General features: G+C 65.5%; 18 protein-coding genes. 9 read left to right on the plus strand and 9 right to left on the minus strand.

Annotation, left to right across the window (positions count from 1 at the left end):
• Window positions 1–12: 12 nt before the first annotated feature.
• Genes crcB through WBP07_RS09400 form a run of 6 tightly spaced genes read left to right on the plus strand, consistent with a single transcriptional unit; the run spans window position 13 to window position 3961 of the window.
• Window positions 13–420, plus strand: a complete 408-nt coding sequence (gene crcB / locus WBP07_RS09375) for a fluoride efflux transporter CrcB (RefSeq protein ID WP_395390730.1) — start codon at window positions 13–15, stop codon at window positions 418–420.
• Window positions 417–1769, plus strand: a complete 1353-nt coding sequence (locus WBP07_RS09380; protein WP_395390731.1) for an RluA family pseudouridine synthase — start codon at window positions 417–419, stop codon at window positions 1767–1769. Before crcB ends, WBP07_RS09380 begins: the two co-directional genes overlap by 4 nt.
• Window positions 1769–2371, plus strand: coding sequence for an FMN-binding negative transcriptional regulator (locus WBP07_RS09385; protein WP_395390733.1), 603 nt, complete (start codon window positions 1769–1771; stop codon window positions 2369–2371). Before WBP07_RS09380 ends, WBP07_RS09385 begins: the two co-directional genes overlap by 1 nt.
• Window positions 2368–3018, plus strand: a complete 651-nt coding sequence (locus tag WBP07_RS09390; protein ID WP_395390735.1) for an HAD-IA family hydrolase — start codon at window positions 2368–2370, stop codon at window positions 3016–3018. The genes WBP07_RS09385 and WBP07_RS09390 overlap by 4 nt, the downstream gene beginning before the upstream one ends.
• Complete coding sequence (locus WBP07_RS09395) at window positions 3015–3248, plus strand: hypothetical protein (RefSeq protein WP_395390736.1); 234 nt, start codon at window positions 3015–3017, stop codon at window positions 3246–3248. The genes WBP07_RS09390 and WBP07_RS09395 overlap by 4 nt, the downstream gene beginning before the upstream one ends.
• 14 nt (window positions 3249–3262) lie before the next feature.
• The gene (locus tag WBP07_RS09400) at window positions 3263–3961 is read left to right on the plus strand and encodes an ATP12 family chaperone protein (protein WP_395390738.1); all 699 of its coding nucleotides are present in this window, start codon (window positions 3263–3265) and stop codon (window positions 3959–3961) included.
• Between the two features lie 109 nt (window positions 3962–4070).
• On the opposite strand, the gene WBP07_RS09405 is transcribed toward WBP07_RS09400, so the two are convergent.
• The 5 genes from WBP07_RS09405 to WBP07_RS09425 all read right to left on the minus strand — a co-directional run bounded on the left by WBP07_RS09405 (window position 4071) and on the right by WBP07_RS09425 (window position 8627).
• The gene (locus tag WBP07_RS09405; RefSeq protein ID WP_395390739.1) at window positions 4071–4640 is read right to left on the minus strand and encodes an outer membrane protein; all 570 of its coding nucleotides are present in this window, start codon (window positions 4638–4640) and stop codon (window positions 4071–4073) included.
• 321 nt (window positions 4641–4961) lie between these two features.
• Window positions 4962–5591: an ABC-type transport auxiliary lipoprotein family protein gene (locus WBP07_RS09410; RefSeq protein ID WP_395390741.1), complete on the minus strand. Its 630-nt coding sequence runs from the start codon at window positions 5589–5591 to the stop codon at window positions 4962–4964.
• 23 nt (window positions 5592–5614) lie between these two features.
• Window positions 5615–6553 carry an MlaD family protein gene (locus WBP07_RS09415; protein WP_395390742.1) on the minus strand — a complete coding sequence of 313 codons (939 nt, stop codon included), beginning with the start codon at window positions 6551–6553 and terminating at the stop codon, window positions 5615–5617.
• Window positions 6554–6564: 11 nt separating this feature from the next.
• Window positions 6565–7515, minus strand: a complete 951-nt coding sequence (locus WBP07_RS09420) for an ABC transporter ATP-binding protein (protein WP_395390744.1) — start codon at window positions 7513–7515, stop codon at window positions 6565–6567.
• Window positions 7512–8627: an MlaE family lipid ABC transporter permease subunit gene (locus WBP07_RS09425; protein WP_395390745.1), complete on the minus strand. Its 1116-nt coding sequence runs from the start codon at window positions 8625–8627 to the stop codon at window positions 7512–7514. The genes WBP07_RS09420 and WBP07_RS09425 overlap by 4 nt, the downstream gene beginning before the upstream one ends.
• A gap of 292 nt (window positions 8628–8919) precedes the next feature.
• On the opposite strand from WBP07_RS09425, the gene WBP07_RS09430 reads away from it, so the two are divergent.
• From WBP07_RS09430 to WBP07_RS09440, 3 genes are all read left to right on the plus strand, one after another.
• Window positions 8920–11589, plus strand: coding sequence for a valine--tRNA ligase (locus tag WBP07_RS09430; RefSeq protein WP_395390747.1), 2670 nt, complete (start codon window positions 8920–8922; stop codon window positions 11587–11589).
• A 359-nt stretch (window positions 11590–11948) separates the two neighbouring features.
• Complete coding sequence (locus WBP07_RS09435; protein ID WP_395390749.1) at window positions 11949–12695, plus strand: 7-carboxy-7-deazaguanine synthase QueE; 747 nt, start codon at window positions 11949–11951, stop codon at window positions 12693–12695.
• A 7-nt stretch (window positions 12696–12702) separates the two neighbouring features.
• Window positions 12703–14133, plus strand: coding sequence for an MATE family efflux transporter (locus WBP07_RS09440; protein ID WP_395390752.1), 1431 nt, complete (start codon window positions 12703–12705; stop codon window positions 14131–14133).
• 41 nt (window positions 14134–14174) lie between these two features.
• Here the strand turns inward: WBP07_RS09440 and WBP07_RS09445 are convergent, their stop codons facing one another.
• From WBP07_RS09445 to WBP07_RS09460, 4 genes are all read right to left on the minus strand, one after another.
• Window positions 14175–15941: an ATP-binding protein gene (locus WBP07_RS09445; protein ID WP_395390754.1), complete on the minus strand. Its 1767-nt coding sequence runs from the start codon at window positions 15939–15941 to the stop codon at window positions 14175–14177.
• A 97-nt stretch (window positions 15942–16038) separates the two neighbouring features.
• On the minus strand, window positions 16039–16803 hold the full coding sequence (locus WBP07_RS09450; RefSeq protein WP_395390756.1) for a TIGR02186 family protein: 765 nt from the start codon (window positions 16801–16803) through the stop codon (window positions 16039–16041).
• Entirely contained in the window at window positions 16800–17714 is a 915-nt protein-coding gene (locus WBP07_RS09455; protein WP_395390759.1) for a sulfite exporter TauE/SafE family protein, read from the minus strand. Before WBP07_RS09455 ends, WBP07_RS09450 begins: the two co-directional genes overlap by 4 nt.
• Before the next feature lie 46 nt (window positions 17715–17760).
• On the minus strand, window positions 17761–19026 hold the full coding sequence (locus WBP07_RS09460; protein ID WP_395390760.1) for a hypothetical protein: 1266 nt from the start codon (window positions 19024–19026) through the stop codon (window positions 17761–17763).
• Window positions 19027–19030 lie beyond the last annotated feature (4 nt).

Below are 19030 nucleotides of genomic sequence, written 5' to 3' on the forward strand. Positions count from 1 at the left end.
AAGGCGGGCTCCATGCCCCAACCTTCCTTCCTCCTCGCCTCCTGCATGGTGGCGCTGGGCGGCGCGGTCGGCTCATGGCTGCGCTTCGTCGTAGCCTATGCCTGGACTGCCCTGCTTGGCCCCGCCCGCGCGCTGGCGTTTCCTTATGGCACATTGACCGTCAATGTCGTCGGCAGCCTTGTCATGGGCTTGCTGGCCGGCTGGTTGGGCCGTATGGCGCCCGGCGGAGAAAACGTCCGACTGCTGGTCGGCGTGGGCGTGCTGGGTGGCTTCACGACCTTTTCCTCCTTCAGTCTCGACACTATCGCGCTGGCCGAGCGCGGACAGCCGGGCCTTGCGGCATTCTACGTCGCCATTTCGCTGGCAGCAGGCTTCGCCGCGCTGTTCCTCGGCCTTATTATGATGAGGAGCGCCGCATGAGCCGCGCCGACAATTCCCCCCCTTCCAACTCCGACACCGTTCGCCAGTTCACCGTCGGTCATGACGACGATGGCGTGCGGCTGGACCGCTGGTTCAAGCGCCACCTGCCGCAAGTGGGCTTCGCGATGGTCTCGCGCTGGGCGCGCACCGGCCAGCTGCGCGTCGATGGCAAGCGCGCCGATGTCGACACCCGCCTGGCAGCGGGCCAGATCCTGCGCGTGCCGCCGGGCGGCGAGCCCAAGCCCGGCCTTGGCGCCTCGCGCCCGCGCCGCGAACTGACCGAGGAAGAGATCGAGCGTGCCGACGCCATGGTGCTGACGCAGGACCGTGCCGCGATCGTGCTTAACAAGCCGCCGGGCCTCGCCACCCAGGGCGGTTCGGGCATGAAGGAGCATGTCGACGGCCTGCTCGACGCCTATGCGGACAAGGGCCCGCGCCCGCGTCTGGTCCATCGTCTCGACAAGGACACCTCGGGCGTGCTGCTCGTCGCCCGCACGCCGGGCAGCGCGGCGTTCTTCTCCAAGCGCTTTTCGGGGCGCACGGCCAAGAAGATCTATTGGGCGCTGGTCGTCGGCGTGCCCAGCATCAACGATGGCATGATCGAACTGCCGATCGCCAAGCAGCCGGGCACCGGCGGCGAGAAGATGCATGTGGACGAGAAGGAAGGCCAGACGGCGAAGACGCGCTACCGCGTGCTGGACCGTGCCGGCAACCGCGCCGCATGGGTGGAATTGCACCCGCTGACCGGCCGCACCCACCAGCTGCGCGTGCACATGGCGGCGATCGGCCACCCGATCGTGGGTGACGGCAAGTACGGCGGGCAGGAAGCGTTCCTGTCCGGCACGATCAGCCGCAAGATGCACCTCCACGCGCGCCGCCTGATCATCGAGCATCCGGACGGCGCCCCGCTGGACGTGACTGCCCCCCTGCCCGAGCATTTCGCCAATTCGATGGAATCGCTCGGCTTCGACGAGGCGGACGGCGCGGAACTGCCCGAAGGCGCGCCGGAGTTCACCAAGGACGACGAAAAGCGCGCCGCCAAGGCCTACGCCAAGCAGTACCGCAAGGAACGCCGCGGCGAGCGCCGCTCGCGCCGTGACGGTGGTTCGGAACGCCCCGGATCGCGCGGGAAGCCTTCGGGCAAGGCTGCCAGTAAACCGGGCGCAGCGAAGGCCGGGCCGCGCAAGGCTGCGGGCAAGCCCGCCCCCGGTAGACCTGCTGCCGGCAAGCCCGCCGGCGTCCGCAAGCCGTCCGGGCCGCGCAAGCCCAATGGCACTGGCCCTGGCACTGGCGGCGGCAGGCCTGCCGGTCGCCCCGCCGGTGGCGGCGCACCGCGCGGCAAGCGCTGATGCATCCCAACGCGCAGTTCCGTCCGGCCGATCGTATGATGGCCGAGGCGCTGGTGGAGGAGGTCGGCTTCGGCATGATCTTCGCCGCCACGCCGGACGGGCCGCGCGTTGCCCACACGCCGCTGCTGTGGACGGGTGACGGCGCCGTGCAGTTCCATCTGGCGCGCGGAAACGCCCTCACCCGCCATATCGCCGATGCCACGGTGCTGGCGGTGGTGAACGGGCCGGACGCCTATGTCTCGCCCCGCTGGTATGCGGACAGCGAGCAAGTGCCGACGTGGAATTACGTCAGCGTCGAGATGGAAGGCCGCGTGCGCCGGATGGATGACGAGGGGCTGATGGGCCTTCTCGAAGCCCTCTCCGCCCGTAACGAGGCTCGGATTGCCGAGGGAAAGGTGTGGACGATGGACAAAGTCTCGCCCGGCTACCTTGCCAAGCTGAAGGCCGCGATCGTCGGCTTCGAACTGGAAGTGCAGGCATGGCGCCCCACCTTCAAGCTATCCCAGAACAAGCCCGCCGACGAGCGTGAGCGGGTGGCGCTGGGGCTGGAGGCCGAAGGGTCGCGCGCCATCGCCCAATTGATGCGAGATTTGGTCGGATGAAACTGGCGGTATTCGATTGCGACGGCACCCTCGTCGACGGGCAGGCCCCGATCTGCGAGGCGATGGAGGCGACGTTCGCGCAGTTCGACCTTCCCGCCCCCTCACGCGGGCTGATCCGCCGTGCGGTCGGCCTCTCTCTGCCACAGGCGATGCGCCAGTTGCTGCCCGACAGCGACGAGGCGCAGCAGCACGCCATGGCCGATGCCTACAAGGCCGCGTTCCGGCAGGCCCGCACCGAGGGCCGCGTCTCGCAGCCGCTGTTCCCGGACATTGCCGAAGTGCTGCACGCCCTGCGCGATGCCGGCTGGACGCTGGCCGTCGCCACCGGCATGTCCGATCGCGGGCTGTCCTTCTGCCTTGAGAGCAATGCGATCAAGGACCTGTTCGTCTCGCTCCAGACGGCGGACCGCCACCCCTCCAAGCCGCACCCGGCGATGCTGGAGGAGGCGATGATGGATGCCGGCGCACAGCCCAGCGAAACGGTGATGATCGGCGATACCGTCTACGACATGCACATGGCCGGCAATGCCGCCACGCGCGGCGTCGGCGTGGACTGGGGCTATCATCACCCGACCGAACTGCTGGCCGCCGGGGCCGAAAAAGTCGTCGAGACGCCACGCGAACTGCTGGAGCACCTGCTGTCATGAGCACCAATCGAACGGCCGACCAAACGGCGAAGGACCCGGCGCGCAACCGCTGGATCACCATCCAGCTCGTGCGTATTTTCGGCGTCGCCTGTGTCGTCGCCGGCCTGGCGATCGGTTCGAACAAGCTGCAATGGCCGCTCTGGCTGGGCTACCTGCTCATCGCCAACGGCATGATCGACGTCTTCGTCATCCCCCGCCTGCTCGCGCGCAAGTGGCGCAGCCGCAACTGACCGGAATTCGACACGTGAAGCGTTTCTACAAGGAAGTGACCGTCGCCGAAGCGGACAATGGCTGGCGCGTGCTGCTGGACGGGCGGGGCATCAAGACCGCCGGCGGCCGTGCGCAAGAGGTTCCCACCCAGGCGCTGGCGCAGGCATTGGCCGCCGAATGGGCTGCGCAGGGCGAAAAGATCGATCCGCAGACTTTCCCGCTGCGCGACCTGGCCGATTTCGCGGTGGACGCCATCGGTGCCGACCCGGCGCTCGCCCTGCGCGAGATCCTGCCTTATGCCGAGACGGACACGCTGTCCTACCGCGCCGATCCCGAGGATGCGCTGTACCAGCGCCAGCTTGCGGTGTGGGAGCCGCTGCTGACTGCCGCAGAAGCCAAGCATGGCGTGCAGTTCCCGCGCGTCTCCGGCATTCTCCACAAGCCCCTGCCGGCCGAGACGCTAGCGCATCTCCAAGCCGTGCTGGCGGCCGAGGACGCCTTCACCCTCGCTGCGCTGCGGATGCTGGCGAGCCTTGCCGCCTCGCTGGTAATCGCCCTTGCCGCGATCGAGCCCGACGCCGATGCGGAAGCGCTGTGGAAGGCCGCCAATCTGGAGGAAGACTGGCAGGTCGAACTCTGGGGCGAGGACTGGGAAGCCGCCGAACGCCGCGCCACCCGTTTCACCGCCTTCCAGCTGGCGATGGACTTCGCCCGCCTGTCGCGGGCCCACTGAAAGCCACTCACCACGGAAAAGGCCCGCCCCGGAAGAGCCGGAGCGGGCCACATCGCGCAGACGGGGCAGGGTCGCACGCCCCGTCCGTCAGCGACGGTACGTCAGTCGATCAGAACTTGATGCCGACACCCGCAACCACCTGGTGGCGCGACACGCCGTACTGATAGTTCGAATAGCGGTATTCGACCTTGCCAAACAGATTGTGGCCCAGTTCCTGCTCCAATCCAGCGCCGAGGCGGAAGCCGTCGAGGTTGGTGCCGTCCTTGTAGCCAACGATGCCGTTGCCGGTGTCCATCTCTTCCGATTCACGGACGCGGCCGTTGGTGTATCCACCCAGCACATAGAGCTTGGTCTTTTCACCAACACTGGTGCCAAGGCGAACGACGGCGGCAAGATCGCGGCCGGAATTCACGCAATACCGGTATCCGATGGTCGCCATCGAGCCGTAGCATTTCTTGGTCGTGCTGTCCGAAGCAGTAGCCTCAATGCCTGCGAACATAGAGTTACCCAGTTCTATGTCGTAACCCGCAGCCACGCCATAGGCGAAGCCCTGAGACGCCTCGCCGCCGATCGACGCGCTGTCCAAACCGCCATCGACTTCGACATAAGCCCGCGCATTGGCGGCAGCAGGCATGGCGAACAGCGCGGCCGCAGCGGCCGCGAGGGTGATCTTCTTCATGGTAAATCGCACCTGTAATCACTCCCGCCCCCCTGGCGTGGAGTGGGGGCCGAATACAGGGCACCTGTCATGTTGCAACCGGGCAAGACGCGTAAAAGTCTTGCCCGTCATCCAAACGTTGCAATCTTGTCACACGAAAACAATTGGGATTGACCGCCCAGCCCGCAGAAATCCTTGAGCAACAATTGAAACCCGAAAATCGGGCCTCACCCTGTCAAATGCAATCGACTGGACTACAGAAAATTCACTGGAACGCTGATCAGTGCAAGAAATGGTGACAATTATTGTTACCGTTCCTTACATAGCCACGATCAAGTCGTTTCAGGAACCCTTGATCCAGTCGGCCGCCTGCTTGGCCACGTCGTTGGCGGCGCGGTTCAGCGCCGGCGCCACGGCCGCGGCATCGGGCTTTACGTCGGGTACGGCAGCTTCGAAGCGGCGGGAAGTGATCGGGCCATTGCGCTCGGACCGGGTGACGTCGAGGCGGACGATCACCGAACGCGTCGGCACGTCATAGCCCATCGCCAGCAGGCGTCCGCCGATCTGGACCTGACCGCGCCCTTCGAAGTCCAGGCCTTCCACCACCAGCCGGCCGCTGCGCGCGCGCAGCGTCTCTGCAAGCAGCGTGCGCATCTGGCGTGCGGGCTTCTCCGTCCAGAACGCGTCCTTCAGGTAGGACAGGCTGGAGGCGTCGATCTTCACCGGCACGCGGGGCGTATCCAGGCTGCGGTCGGATTCGGGATCGAGCACGACGATCGCTTCGGACAGTTGGCCGGTGGTCTGCGAACCTGCAGGTGCGCTCTCGTCCGGCGTCAGGCGGATCAGTTGCGCGGGCGGCTTGGCGGCCAGGCTGATGCAGCCGGGCAGCGCAAGGCAGGCCGCAACCGCCAGAACGCTGCCGAGAACATGGCGGGCGCCAGGCTTACGGGCGCTGCTCTTCGCGGTTCGCATCTCAGTTCGCATCCTTGGCCCCATCATGGCTTGTAAGTGGGCAGCTTCTGCCCCTTGAGCAGCGCGCCGGCGCCCTGTTCGTCGATCTTTTCCGTCACTGCGCGCAAGGCGCGGCTGGTTGCCTGCAAGTCGCGGATCGCGGCTTCGGCTGCGGGCAGGGTCTGATCGGACACCTTGTCGAAAGCCGGCTGCGCGTGTTGCAGCGTCTGGTCCAGCGTATCCATCGACTTCTGCGCCGATGCCAGCGTCTTGCGCAGCTGTTCGGCCAGCGAGTTGCCCTGATCGCCCAGCAGATTGTCCGCCTTGCCGGCCACGCCTTCGAACGCCGCCAGAGTCCTGGTCGCCTGATCCAGCGTGCCCTGAAGCTGCGTCAGCGTCTTGCGCACTTCCGGCGTAGCGGCGGAAAGATCGTGCGTCATCTTGTCGGTATTCTTGAGAATGCCGGTGATCGATCGGCGATTGTCTTCGGACAGCAGCAGGTTCAGATTCTCGGTCAGCGTCGCCAATCGCTCCAGCAACAGCGGTGCGTTGGACAGGATTTCGCCCAGGCCGCCCCGCTTGGTCGGGATCACCGGCACGCCTTCCGGCCCCGGTTCCATCAGCAGCGGCGCGCCTTTGACGGCGCCTTCAAGCTGAATGTCCGACACGCCGGTGAAGCTGCCCTGAATCGTCGCCGTGGTGCCCACCGTAACCGGAACGTCGGAATTGACGCTGATGCGCACGCGCACGAAGCTGGGATCCTGCGGCCAAAGCTCGATCTGCTTGATCTGCCCGACCGGAACGCCCGCGTAATCGACGCCGGAGCCCTTCGCGAGCCCGTCCACGGACTGCTTGAAGAAGATGTCGAATTCGTTGCGCGCGCCTTCGTTCAGGCGGGCAATCCAGATGATGAACGCCGCAAGCGCCGCCAGCAGCACCAGCGTGACCGCTCCGACCCAGACGTGATTGGCCCGTGTTTCCATACTCTGGTGCCCTATGCCTCCGGCTCGTCCGAATTGTTGCCGGAGCCTGAATTGTTACCGGATCCGGAACCGTCCTCCGCCGCGCCGAAAAACGCGTTCGCGGGGTCGTTCTTGTCCGAAGTCGTATCCGAAATCTCGTCCTTGGCGCTCAACGCCGCACGGCCGCGCGGGCCGTTGAAGTATTCCTGTATCCACGGATGGTCGAGCGCCAGAAGCTCCGGAATAGTGCCCACCGCAATCACCTTCTTGTCCGCCAGCACGGCCACGCGGTCGCAGATGGCGTGCAGCGTATCCAGGTCATGGGTGATCAGGAATACGGTGAGGCCCAGCGTCTCCTTCAGCCCGCGCGTCAGCCGGTCGAAAGCGGCGGCGCCGATCGGGTCGAGGCCGGCGGTCGGCTCGTCCAGGAACAGCAGTTCGGGATCGAGCGCCAGCGCACGGGCAAGCCCGGCGCGCTTGCGCATGCCGCCCGAAAGCTCGTTGGGATACTTGTAAGCCGCCTCTTCCGACAGGCCGGCAAGGCGCACCTTGAAGCGCGCGATATCGGCGCGCAGTTCATCGCCGATCTCAGGGAAGAACTGCTTCAGCGGCACTTCCACATTCTCACCCACCGTCAGCGTGGAGAACAGCGCACCGCCCTGGAACAGCACGCCCCAGCGCGAGCGCAGGTCGATGCCCTCCTCGTCCGTGGAGTCCTCCATATGGTGGCCGAGCACGGTGATATCGCCCGATTCCGGCTGCTGCAGCCCGATGATGGAACGCATCAGCACCGACTTGCCGGTACCCGATCCGCCGACGACGCCCAGAATCTCTCCCTTGCGAACCTTGAGCGAGAGGTTGTCGTGCACCACGAAGCCATCGAAGGCATTGGTCAGCCCTTCGACGACGATCGGATAGTCGTCCTGCGCCGGGGAGCGCCCTGCTTCGGCCCCGGCCTGGGTGTCGGTGGCGAGTTCGGTCATTTCCAGCCGATCTTGGTGAAAAAGATCGCGAAGAAAGCATCCAGCACGATCACCGTGAAGATCGCGGTCACCACTGCCTGCGTGGTGCGCTGGCCCACTTCCTCGGCATTGGAGGTGACCTGCATGCCCTGATAGCAGCCCGCCAGCGCCACGATCAGCGCGAAGACCGGCGCCTTCAGCAGGCCCACCCAGATATCGGTAACCGGCACCACTTCCTGCGTACGCTGGAGGAAGGTCCAGAACGGAATGTCGAGCGCGAAGTTGGCGATGAAGGCACCGCCGATGATCGCCAGCACGGTGGAATAGAAGCCCAAGAGCGGCATCATCAGCATCGCCGCCAGCACGCGCGGCACCACCAGCGCCTGCATCGGCGAGACGCCGATCGTGCGCATGGCGTCCACTTCCTCGGTCAGCTTCATCGTGCCGATCTGCGCGGCGAAGGCGGATCCCGAGCGGCCGGCGACCATGATCGCAGTCATCAGGATGCCCAGTTCGCGCATGGCAAGGCGGCCGGTAAGGTTGATCGTGTAGATTTCCGCGCCGAACTGCGCCAGCTGCACCGCGCCCTGCTGGGCGATGACGATGCCGATCAGGAAGCTCATCAGCCCGATGATCCACAGCGAGTTGATGCCCACATGCTGCATGTGGAAGACCAGCGCCGTGCCGCGCAGCCGCGACGGGTGACGGATCGCCACGCCCAGCGCCAGGATCAGTTCGCCCAGGAAGCCGACGGCTTTGACCAGACCCTTGCCCCAGGCAACGATCACGTCCCCGAATTCGCCGACCGTCCGCAGCAGCAGGCCGGCCTGCGGCTCCGCCTTCGATTCGTCCTTGGGAAGACGGCCGATCGCGGCGAACAGGCGCTTGGCCGCCTCGCTCTGGCCGGCGATCTCCAGCCCGTGCTCTTCGGCGAAACGCTTGACCAGCCAGGCGCCGGTGGTGTCGATATCGGTCACGCCGGACATGTCGATCCGGTGCACCGGACCGCCGCATTCCGCCATCTTGGCGTCCAGATTGCCCAGCGAATGCACGCAAAGCGGCCCCGCCAGCGCCACCGTGCGGACGCCATCGTTGTCGCTTCCCGACAGAGTGAATTCAGCCCATTCCCGCATGTGCGCTCGTATTGGGGGAAAATGCCTGTACCGGCAAGGGGTTCCCCGGCTGCGACAGATTGTTGATTTTGCAATTAGGACGACCTCACGGTCGGGCAAAACGGGCATCCGCCCGCTTTGAGCGGCACCAGCCCACTCCCCCACCCGACCTCCCACAGCAGTGTATCCTGGATGGGAGGTCGGGTGGGGGAGTGGGCTGGTGCCGCAAGCCTTCGACGGATGTCGAAGGCGTACCCGACAAAGGACTCCCCGTACTTGCGCGCGGGTGCCTCTACTGGCAAAGCCCCGCCCCATGACCGACACTCCAGAAACCGCGCCCGAAGGCACCCTCGAAACTGGGCTCGACAAGACCTTCGACCCCGCCCAGATCGAGGCGAAGTGGTACCAGCACTGGGAAGGCGAAGGGCTGTTCCGCCCCGAGCGTCCTGACGCGCAGCCGTTCACCATCGTGAACCCGCCGCCGAACGTCACCGGATCGCTCCACATCGGCCACGCGCTGGACAATACGCTGCAGGACATCGTGATCCGTCACGAGCGTCTGAAGGGCAAGGACGCGCTCTGGGTGGTCGGCACCGACCATGCCGGCATCGCCACGCAGATGGTGGTCGAGCGCCAGATGGAAGCGAAGCAGGACAAGCGCGCGAATTACACCCGCGAAGCTTTCATCGAGAAGGTCTGGGAGTGGAAGGCCGAATCCGGCGGCACCATCACCGGCCAGCTGCGCCGCCTGGGCTGCTCGATGGACTGGAGCCGCGAGCAGTTCACGATGGACCCGCACTTCACCAAGGCCGTGGTCAAGGTCTTCGTGGATCTGCACAAGCAGGGCCTGATCTATCGCGACAAGCGCCTGGTGAACTGGGATCCGAAGTTCCGCACCGCCATTTCCGACCTTGAGGTCGAAACGCGCGAGACCAACGGCCACTTCTGGCACATCAAGTATCCGCTTTCGGACGGTTCGGGCCACATCCACGTCGCCACCACCCGCCCCGAAACGATGCTGGCCGACATGGCCGTCGCGGTGAACCCGGAGGACGAGCGCTACAAGGAACTGCTGGCGCGCGGCGCCACCGTCACCCTGCCGCTCACCGGCCGCGAGATTCCCATCGTCGCGGACGAGCATGCCGATCCCGAACTGGGCTCCGGCGCGGTGAAGATCACGCCCGGCCATGACTTCAACGACTTCGAGGTTGGCAAGCGTGCGGGCTTCAAGGCCGCCGACATGCTCAACATGCTCGATGCCGATGCCAAGGTCTGCCAGACGCAGGACGGCCTTGTCCCCGCGCAGTTCATCGGCATGGACCGGTTCGAGGCGCGCAAGGCGATCGTCGCATTCCTGGAAGACGACGGCCTGCTCGAAAAGGTCGAGGATCGCGTGATCCAGACCCCGTTCGGCGACCGCAGCGGCGTCGTCATCGAACCCTGGCTGACCGACCAGTGGTACGTCGATGCGCAGACGCTTGCCGGCCCGCCGATGGAAGCCGTCCGCTCCGGCGCGATCGAGATCGTCCCGAAGACCTGGGAGAAGACCTTCTTCAACTGGATGGAAAACATCCAGCCCTGGTGCGTGTCCCGCCAGCTCTGGTGGGGCCACCGCATCCCGGCGTGGTATTCGGAAGACGGCGAAATCTTCGTCGCCGAAACCGAGGAAGAGGCGCAGGCGCAGGCCGGCAACAAGAAGCTGACCCGCGACAACGACGTGCTGGACACCTGGTTCTCCTCCGCGCTCTGGCCTTTCGCCACGCTCGGCTGGCCTGATGAAGACGCGCCGCTGCTGAAGAAGCACTATCCGAACGACCTGCTCGTCTCCGGCTTCGACATCCTGTTCTTCTGGGATGCGCGCATGGCGATGCAGGGCATTCACTTCATGAAGGAAGTGCCGTGGAAGCGGCTCTACCTCCACGGCCTCGTCCGCGCCGCCGATGGCCAGAAGATGTCGAAGTCCAAGGGCAACGTGGTCGATCCGCTGGGCCTGATCGACAAGTACGGCGCCGACGCGCTGCGCTTCTTCATGGCCGCCATGGAAAGCCAGGGCCGCGACGTGAAGATGGATGAAAAGCGCGTCGAAGGTTACCGCAACTTCGCCACGAAGCTGTGGAACGCCGCGCGCTTCTGCCAGTCCAATGGCATCGTCGCCAGCACTTCGGTCAAGGCTCCGGAAGCGACCACCGCAGTCAACAAGTGGATCATCGGCGAAGTCGTCGAGACCGTCGCCCTGCTCGACAAGGCCATGGCCGACTTGCGCTTCGACGCGGCCGCCAATGCGATCTACCACTTCGTCTGGAACCAGTTCTGCGACTGGTACATCGAACTGATCAAGGGCAGCTTCGATGACGAGACTAAGGCCGTCGCCGGCTGGGTGCTCGACCAAATCCTGGTCATGCTCCACCCCTTCATGCCCTTCGTTACCGAAGAGCTGTGGAGCAAGATGGGCACGCGCGATCAGGACCTGATCGTCGCCGCATGGCCCGCACCGGACGCTGCAGTGGATGCCGAGGCGAAGGCCGAAGTCGAATGGCTGATCGCGCTGATCGGCAACCTTCGCGGCGCCAAGTCCGAACTCGGCATCGCACCGGGTGCGCGCCTCACTGCCTATGTCGCCGATCCTTCGGACGCCACCCGCGCGGTGATCGGCCGCAACGGCACCGCGATCGACCGTCTGGCGCGTCTGGATGCGATCCACTTCGAGGCAGCTCCGGCCGGTGCCGCCATGCAAGTGGGCGCGGGCGACGCGACCTTGGCGATCCCGCTGGAAGGCGTGATCGACATTGCTGCCGAGAAGGCCCGTCTGGAAAAGGCCATGGCCGCTTCGGTCAAGGAACGGGACTCGCTCGATAAGCGCCTGGGCAACCCGGCCTTCGTCGAGAAGGCCAAGCCGGAAGCTATCGACAAGGCCCGCGCCGACCACGCGCACCACTCTGCCGAGGCGGAGCGTCTGGCGGCAGCGCTGGCGCGACTGGGCTGACCCCGACAGGTCGCGCAAGGCCCACCCCCAACCCCTCCCGCCTGCGGGAGGGGAGTAACAGCGCCGCGATGACGCGGCTGCGCAAGCGAGCCCTCCCGCAGGCGGGAGGGCCGCGAGACTTGGCAGCTCGCCTGCCTAGTCGCAGCGGGGTGGGCTTGCGCGACGCCCACAAACGGCCGATTTCGTTTTCCTACCCCACGCGCCTCTGACACATTTCCGCGCGTGACCGCCCTGCTCTCTCCCCCCGAAACCGGCCGCAAGGTGACACCTCCGACACAAGGTGACACTTTTTCCTCTGGACCGTGTAAACTGTGTCAACCGCCCGCCCCGAAACCGTAAACTTGCATTCGAGATTTCCCGTGACGCTTGCGCTTGCCACCACCACCCCCGGCGAACCCGAAATCTTCGCCTCGCTTCAGGGCGAAGGCCCCAGCATGGGGCGGCCGAGCACATTCGTGCGGCTGTCGCGCTGCAATCTCGCCTGCCAGTGGTGCGATACGGCCTACACATGGCGCTTCACCGGCGACAATCGCTTCCACCGCGACGATCTGGCTTTCGAGCGCAAGGCCAACCAGGTCATGGCCGAAGAGGCCGAGGTAGCGCAGATGGTGGCGGACCTGCCGCCCGACCGCCTGGTCATCACCGGCGGCGAACCGCTGCTTCAGGGCCCGCAACTGGCACGGATGCTGGCGGCGCTCGACGAGGCGCGGCCGGGCATGCATGTGGAGATCGAGACCAACGGATCGGTCGCCCCGCACGCCGCGCTCGATGCGCGGGTGCAGCAGTACAATGTCAGCCCGAAGCTGGCGCACAGCGGCAATCCGGCGGAACTGGCGCTTGTGCCGGAGCGGCTTGCCGCATGGGCGGCGGATCCGCGCGCCTTCTTCAAGTTCGTGGTGGCGGAACCGGCCGACGTGGAAGAGGTGGAAGCGCTTAGGGAGACTTACGCGATCCCGCTCGAACGGCTATTCCTGATGCCCGAAGGACGCTCCAGCGATGTCATCCGGCAGCGCTCGGGTTGGCTATCGGATTTATGCATGCGCGAAGGCTATCGCTTCACGGACCGCCTGCACATCCACATCTGGGGCGATACGCGGGGAACTTGAGGGGTACATGAACGAAGCATCGCCGATTCCCGCCGGGGAAACCGAGCCGGGGGAACCTGAAACGCCAGCGCAGCAGCAGCGCATGAAGGGCGACCTCACACAGGGGCCGATCCTGAAGACGCTGCTGGTGTTCTCGATCCCGATGCTGATCTCGAACGTCCTCCAGACGCTCAACGGATCGGTCAATGCGATCTGGGTCGGCCGGCTGCTGGGCGAAAGCGCGCTGGCGGCAACGGCCAATGCCAACATCATCATGTTCCTGCTGATCGCGCTGGTCTTCGGCTTCGGCATGGCGACCACGGTGCGCGTGGGCCAGCATTTCGGCGCACGCGACATCGACGCGGCGCGCAAGACGTTCGGTTCAGGCGTCGGCTTCTGCACGATGCTGGCGATCGGCTGCGGGCTCGCCGGCTGGTTTGGGGCGGACTCCCTGCTCCACGCGCTGGGCACGCCGGGCGCCAGCCGGATCGAGGCGCTGGCCTATCTGCGCGTGATCTTCGTGACGCTGCCGCTGGGCTCGCTCTCGCTGATGGTGTCGATGGGCATGCGCGGCGCGGGCGATTCCAAGACGCCGCTCTACGCGATGATCCTGACCGTGGCGCTGGACGTGATTCTGAACCCGCTGCTGATCATCGGCCCCGGGCCCCTGCCCTCGCTGGGCATTGCCGGATCGGCGGCGGCAACGGCCTTCGCGAACTTCGCCGGCCTCGTGTTCCAGCTCTGGACGATCTACCGCAAGGACCTGCCGATGCGCCTGCGCGGCGCGGAGCTGGGCTACCTGATCCCGCGCGGCAGCGAGCTGCAATATGTGATCCTGAAGGGTCTGCCGATGGGCGCGCAGATGCTGCTGGTGTCCTCCGCCGGGCTCATCATGGTCGGCCTCGTCAACCGAGAGGGGCTGGATTCGGCGGCGGCCTACGGCGCATCGCTGCAGCTGTGGAACTACCTCCAGATGCCGGCGATGGCGATCGGCTCGGCCGTAAGCGCGATGGTCGCGCAGTCGCTGGGGGCGCACGATCACAGCCGCGTGGGCAAGGTGACCGAAATCGGCCTTGCCACCAACCTTGCCATCTCGCTGCTGATGGCCGCGCTGATCGTGGTGTTCGACCATCCGCTGCTGGCGCTGTTCCTGGGCGGAGACAGCCCGGCCATGCCGATCGCGCGGCATATCCAGCTGGTCTGCACGGCATCGTTCGTGATCATGTCGATCACGATGATCCTCACCGGCACTCTGCGCGCCTATGGCGCGGTGGTCGCACCGCTGATCATCATGTTCCTGGGGCTCTATCCGGGGCGCCTGGGCTTCTACTACCTCGCCTATCCGGTGATCGGCAGCGAAGCGCTGTGGTGGGCCTACCCGGTGGGATCGACGCTGACGGTGCTGCTGACCCTGGCCTATTACCGCTGGGGCAAGTGGCGGCGGGCGTTCGATCTGTAAGCGCCTCCTCTCCCCCTCACGGGGGAGGATAAACGACCGAATTACCGCCCCTGCGCGCGCCAGCGCTGGACCGTGCGCAGGACGGCCTCTTCCTCTCCGCCAGAGCTGTTCCACAGTTCGGTGAACGAAGGGTCCGCCGATGCCGGGCGCTTGTAATCCTCAAGCTCGTCGAACGAGACACGGATGGGGATGGTAACGCCCTCCCCGCAGATGATGCATTCGCGATTGCGCAGCGCCGGGATGGAATCGAGGAAGCCGCGCGCGCCTTCGGGCATCGCCGCGCGGACGAAGGCCTGGTCGCGGTCGTTGTTGAGGCGCATCGAGATGATCGTGCCGCACTGCGACAGCACGCCTTCGGCAAGGTCGGACGGGCGCTGGGTGATCAGGCCCAGCGAGATGCCGTACTTGCGGCCTTCCTTGGCGATGCGCGAAAGAATGCGCCCGACCGAGGATCCGTCGGCGTTCTTCTCGCTCGGCACGTAGCGGTGAGCCTCCTCACAGACGAGCAGGATCGGCCGGGTCTTCTCCTCGCGCCCCCAGATCGCGTAGTCGAAGACCATGCGGCTGAGCACGGCGACAACGGTGCTGGTGATGTCCGAAGGCACGCCGGACACGTCGATGATCGAAATCGGGCGGCCGTTGGAAGGCAGGCGGAAGATCTTGGAGATGAACTCCGCCATCGTGTCGCCCACCAGCATGCCCGAGAACATGAACTGGTAGCGCGGATCGCCCTTCAACTCGTCCAGCTTGTTCTTGATCCGCATGTACGGCGCACTGGAATGCCCCTTGTCCAGCTTGCCCATGTGATTGTTCAGGATGTTGGACAAGTCGGAAAGCAGATAGGGGATCGGCGAATCCACGGTGATCTTGCCAAGCTGCTCGGCCAGACGGTTCTTGGATCGCGCCTCCAGCAGGCACTTGCCCAGGATCTCGCTGTCGAGCTGGCGATCGTCCCCGCGCGAGGACAGCAGGATCTCGCAATGCTCCTCGAAGTTCATCAGCCAGTACGGCATCTGAAGGTTCGAAACGTCAAGGATCACGCCGGTATTGCGGAAGGCCGAGGCATACTCGCCGTGCGGGTCGATCATGATGATGTGGCCGGCCGGCGCATGCTCGCAGATGCGGTGCAGGATCAGCGCGGCGCTGGTCGACTTGCCTGTGCCGGTGGAGCCAAGCAGGGCAAAGTGCTTGCCCAGCAGCGCGTCGATGTAGAGCCCGGCGCGAATGTCCTTGGTGGGATAGACGTTGCCGATCTGGATCGCGCTGCGCCCGTCGCTGGCATAGATCTGGCGCAAGTCGTCAGTCGTCGCCGGATAGACCAGCGCGCCTGGCGACGGATAGAACGTGACGCCGCGCCGAAAGCCGTGGATGCGCCCGGTAAGCCGCTCCTCACTGCCTTCGCCCAGGAAGTCCGCCTCGGCAACGATGCCGCCGGGGGTCTTGCTGTCGCTCTTCTGGTTGCGGATGCTGGCAAGCAGCCAGCCGTTGCCGACGCGGATCTTCACCTGGCTGCCGACCTGCCCCGACTGCGCGACAGAGGGATCGCCATCCTTCATCACTTCGCCAAGGCGGTTGATGTCGAGCGCGATGCGCGTACCGGCGCCCGAAATCTCCAGGATCACGCCGATCGGTTCGCGCCCGGTGTCGAGGCGCGGCGCGGCATGTCTGGGGGGCGCCGAATGGGCGTGCGCGGGATGAGCCTGGGCAGGATGCGGCTGGGCTGGATGGGATGGCGCGGCATGAGCCGTGGGCTGATCGGCCTGCGGCGCGCGCGAGGGATCGAAACCCTCCATCTGCATCTGGTTCATTCTGCCCCTCAAGTGAAACTGGCCCAGTAAAACTGGTCCTCCCTGAGCTATGACCGGGCAGTTAATTTCCAGCTAAGATCGCACTCGTACGAAAGTCTCAACGCAGCGCGAAAAGGCGCCCGGCCAACCACCCCATGCCGACCGAAACCGCCACCGCCATCAGGCCATAGGCAAAGCCGTAATCCTCCGCGAAACCGGCAACCGCGCGTTCGAAGCCAAGCTTGCGAACTTCCACCTGGCTGCTGGCCGAGGCTACCACGCGGCCTTTGGAAATGGCGAAAGTCTCTGCCGTGTATGTCCCCGTGGGCACCCGCGAAGGCAGGCCGATGCGGGCCTGATAGAGCACCTGCTCGCTCACCTTCACGCCGCCTTCGTCCTCTCGATAGAGCCCATTGCGGCGGTTGAGGTCGACAAGCCCGTTGGCAAAGCGCGCCTGTTCATCGGGATCGATCGCGCCGATCGGCGAGAGTTGCAGCCATTTGAGGCCCAGTTCATAGATCGCCGCCGTTTTGTCATCGACGATCGAGGCAATCGGACGGGTAGAGGCTATCGCGTAGTAGGAAGGCGCAGAGCGGAATTCGGCGCTATCGACATTGATCCAGATGCCGGCGACTTTCCGCTTTTCGCGCAGGATGATCGATTGGGTCGGCCCCTTGAGGACAATGACGATGTCGTAGTCCTGCGCGGCGCGCGATCCCTCCGGCGTCAGAATGGCGCCGAACAGCAGCAGTTCGGTGCCGGTGAAGCCCTGCTGCAAGGCAACCTCGTGCTGCGACACTTCGGGCACCAGGATCGGATCGCGCGCACCGCCCAGCAAGATCGTCGCCAGCAGGGCGAAGGCCGAGACGAACGCCGCCCTCACAACGGCGCGACCGTGAATATCTCATCCGGCCGATAGCCGAGGCCCAGCGCCATCCGAGCCGCCACCAGCAGCACGATCACCGCCAGGATCAGGCGCAGCTTCACGGGGCTGGCCTTCTGGGCGAATTGTGCGCCGAGCTGTGCCCCGGTGACCGAACCGAACAGCAGCAAGGAAGCCAGCACGATGTCGACCGCATGCGTCGTCATCGCATGCATCATGGTTGTTGCGATCGTGGTGAAAAGGATCTGCCAGAGAGAGGTGCCAACGACGACGTTGGCGCTCATGCCCAGGATATAGAGCATGGCCGGAACCAGCACGAAACCGCCGCCGATGCCCATCAGCATCGTCAGGATGCCGGTGGCGATACCCAGCAGCAGCGGTGCCAACGGCGATATGTAGAGGCCCGATCGATAGAAGCGCCAGCGCATCGGCAAGTTGGCGACCATTGGGTGATGGCGACGCTTTCGCGCGGCGATCGGCACACCGCTGCGCTCGGCGCGGATCGCCTGGATGCTTTCCTTGGCCATCAGGCTGCCGATCGAGCCGAGCATGACCACGTAGAGAATGTTGATGACGGTATCGATCTGCCCCAGCCGGGCCAGCAAGTTGAACAGCAAAGCGCCGAGACCGGTGCCGACGATACCACCGAACACCATCACTGTGCCCATCAGGTAATCGACCCCGCCGCGCTTTGCATGCGCGAACACCCCGGAAACGCTTGCCCCTGTCACCTGGCTTGCCGCCGATGCCGCCGCGACCGTGGGCGGAATGCCGTAGAAGATCATTAGCGGCGTCGTCAGGAAGCCGCCGCCCACGCCGAACATGCCCGACAGGATTCCTGTCAGTGCGCCCAGAACAACGATGACCAGACCGTTGACCGAGAGATTGGCGATGGGAAGATAGACATCCATGCGAGCCTCTCGCTACCGCAGCAAGAGAGCCGAGAAAAGCCGCGAATCAGAAACCTGCGGAAAGAGTCAGCGCCGGTCCGGAGTCCGGTTCGGCGGCACCGGCGACCCGAAACCGCCAGTCGACGCCGATCCGGCCATAGACCCTGCGCGTCAGCGGCAGGGCGATGGTTGCGGAAGGCCCGGCATCCAGCCTGCTTACGCCTTTCTGCGCGCCTCCCCAGACGCCGCCACCGATCCGGCCCTCCCCCCGTCCGAACCGGAACAAGGGATGGTCCACCCTGAACTGCCCATCCGCAAACGGCGTCGCAAATGTGCCGGCCACATAGCCCGCTTGCACATAAGCTTCGCCGCGCAGCCGGCTGGCCAGATCGAAAGGCGGCAGCGTCGTAATCACCATTGCCGCCGGCTGAAAGAAGCGCCTGCCCCCCTGATTGGTCTGGCGTGCTTCCACTGCCGCGATTACCGGCAGCGCCTCCAACGGACGTACGGCGATGCCGAGCGCTGCTGCGGTTTCCCGCTGCATCTGGTGAAGCGTGGAGGTGGCGCGCATGTAGAAATCGGGCCGGTAACGCGATGCAAGTGACAGGCGATAGCGCAGCACCACGCCGGCCTGGCTGGCGCCATAGGTCGCCGGCAGCGCGCCATTGGCCAGCGGTCCGGGCCCACTGCCGCGCAACAGCGCCCAGGCATCGGCGGACCACCGCCGGGCCACCGGCCTTTGCTGGGTGCCGGTTAAATCGCCTACCCCGGCCGTGCCATCGCCCGCCTCAGGCCTGGCTTGGAGGCCTGAAAGCGGGGGCAGCCCGTCCGGCAATCGTTCACGCGCGCGGATATCGACAAGAGTGCGCGGAAAGTCGCGGCCGGGATTTGCACCGCCTTGCGCCAGCTCCGGCGATCGGAACGCGTCGCCTGCCCCATCGCCTCTCCCATGCATGGGATAAGCGGGGTCTGCGCCGGAAAAACCGTAGGAAACCGGCAGATATCGGCCGACCGCGTTTCGCCGGGCCAGCATGACCGAGCGATAATAGGCCAGATCCGCAGGCATGGCATCCTCCCGTCCGGCGATCGGCGGCATCGATGGCATGAAACCGCCCACAGGCGTTTGCGGGCCCGCATTCGGATCGAGCCGATAGCCGGTTTCGCCCTGCGCCGTCCCCGACTGCGCCATCCCCAACTGTGCCATCCCTGACTGGGCCGTCGCCGAATGTGCCGCCGGCGCCGCGAACGAGGAATCCGCCTCCCATGCGGAGAGGCGCCCACCGACCCACCCGCAAAGCACCGCAAGCAAGGCGATGACGGGTTGCCCCCGCATGCGA

It is taken from the genome of Novosphingobium oxfordense (assembly GCF_044029435.1).
GTDB lineage: Bacteria > Pseudomonadota > Alphaproteobacteria > Sphingomonadales > Sphingomonadaceae > Novosphingobium.

Bases quoted from the DNA above. Each gene is read 5' to 3' on its own strand.
- crcB (WP_395390730.1), top strand. From the start codon at position 13: ATGCCCCAACCTTCCTTCCTCCTCGCCTCCTGCATGGTGGCGCTGGGC.
- WBP07_RS09380 (WP_395390731.1), top strand. From the start codon at position 417: ATGAGCCGCGCCGACAATTCCCCCCCTTCCAACTCCGACACCGTTCGC.
- WBP07_RS09385 (WP_395390733.1), top strand. From the start codon at position 1,769: ATGCATCCCAACGCGCAGTTCCGTCCGGCCGATCGTATGATGGCCGAG.
- WBP07_RS09390 (WP_395390735.1), top strand. From the start codon at position 2,368: ATGAAACTGGCGGTATTCGATTGCGACGGCACCCTCGTCGACGGGCAG.
- WBP07_RS09395 (WP_395390736.1), top strand. From the start codon at position 3,015: ATGAGCACCAATCGAACGGCCGACCAAACGGCGAAGGACCCGGCGCGC.
- WBP07_RS09405 (WP_395390739.1), bottom strand. From the start codon at position 4,640: ATGAAGAAGATCACCCTCGCGGCCGCTGCGGCCGCGCTGTTCGCCATG.
- WBP07_RS09410 (WP_395390741.1), bottom strand. From the start codon at position 5,591: ATGCGAACCGCGAAGAGCAGCGCCCGTAAGCCTGGCGCCCGCCATGTT.
- WBP07_RS09415 (WP_395390742.1), bottom strand. From the start codon at position 6,553: ATGGAAACACGGGCCAATCACGTCTGGGTCGGAGCGGTCACGCTGGTG.
- WBP07_RS09420 (WP_395390744.1), bottom strand. From the start codon at position 7,515: ATGACCGAACTCGCCACCGACACCCAGGCCGGGGCCGAAGCAGGGCGC.
- WBP07_RS09425 (WP_395390745.1), bottom strand. From the start codon at position 8,627: ATGCGGGAATGGGCTGAATTCACTCTGTCGGGAAGCGACAACGATGGC.
- WBP07_RS09430 (WP_395390747.1), top strand. From the start codon at position 8,920: ATGACCGACACTCCAGAAACCGCGCCCGAAGGCACCCTCGAAACTGGG.
- WBP07_RS09440 (WP_395390752.1), top strand. From the start codon at position 12,703: ATGAACGAAGCATCGCCGATTCCCGCCGGGGAAACCGAGCCGGGGGAA.
- WBP07_RS09445 (WP_395390754.1), bottom strand. From the start codon at position 15,941: ATGAACCAGATGCAGATGGAGGGTTTCGATCCCTCGCGCGCGCCGCAG.
- WBP07_RS09455 (WP_395390759.1), bottom strand. From the start codon at position 17,714: ATGGATGTCTATCTTCCCATCGCCAATCTCTCGGTCAACGGTCTGGTC.
- WBP07_RS09460 (WP_395390760.1), bottom strand. From the start codon at position 19,026: ATGCGGGGGCAACCCGTCATCGCCTTGCTTGCGGTGCTTTGCGGGTGG.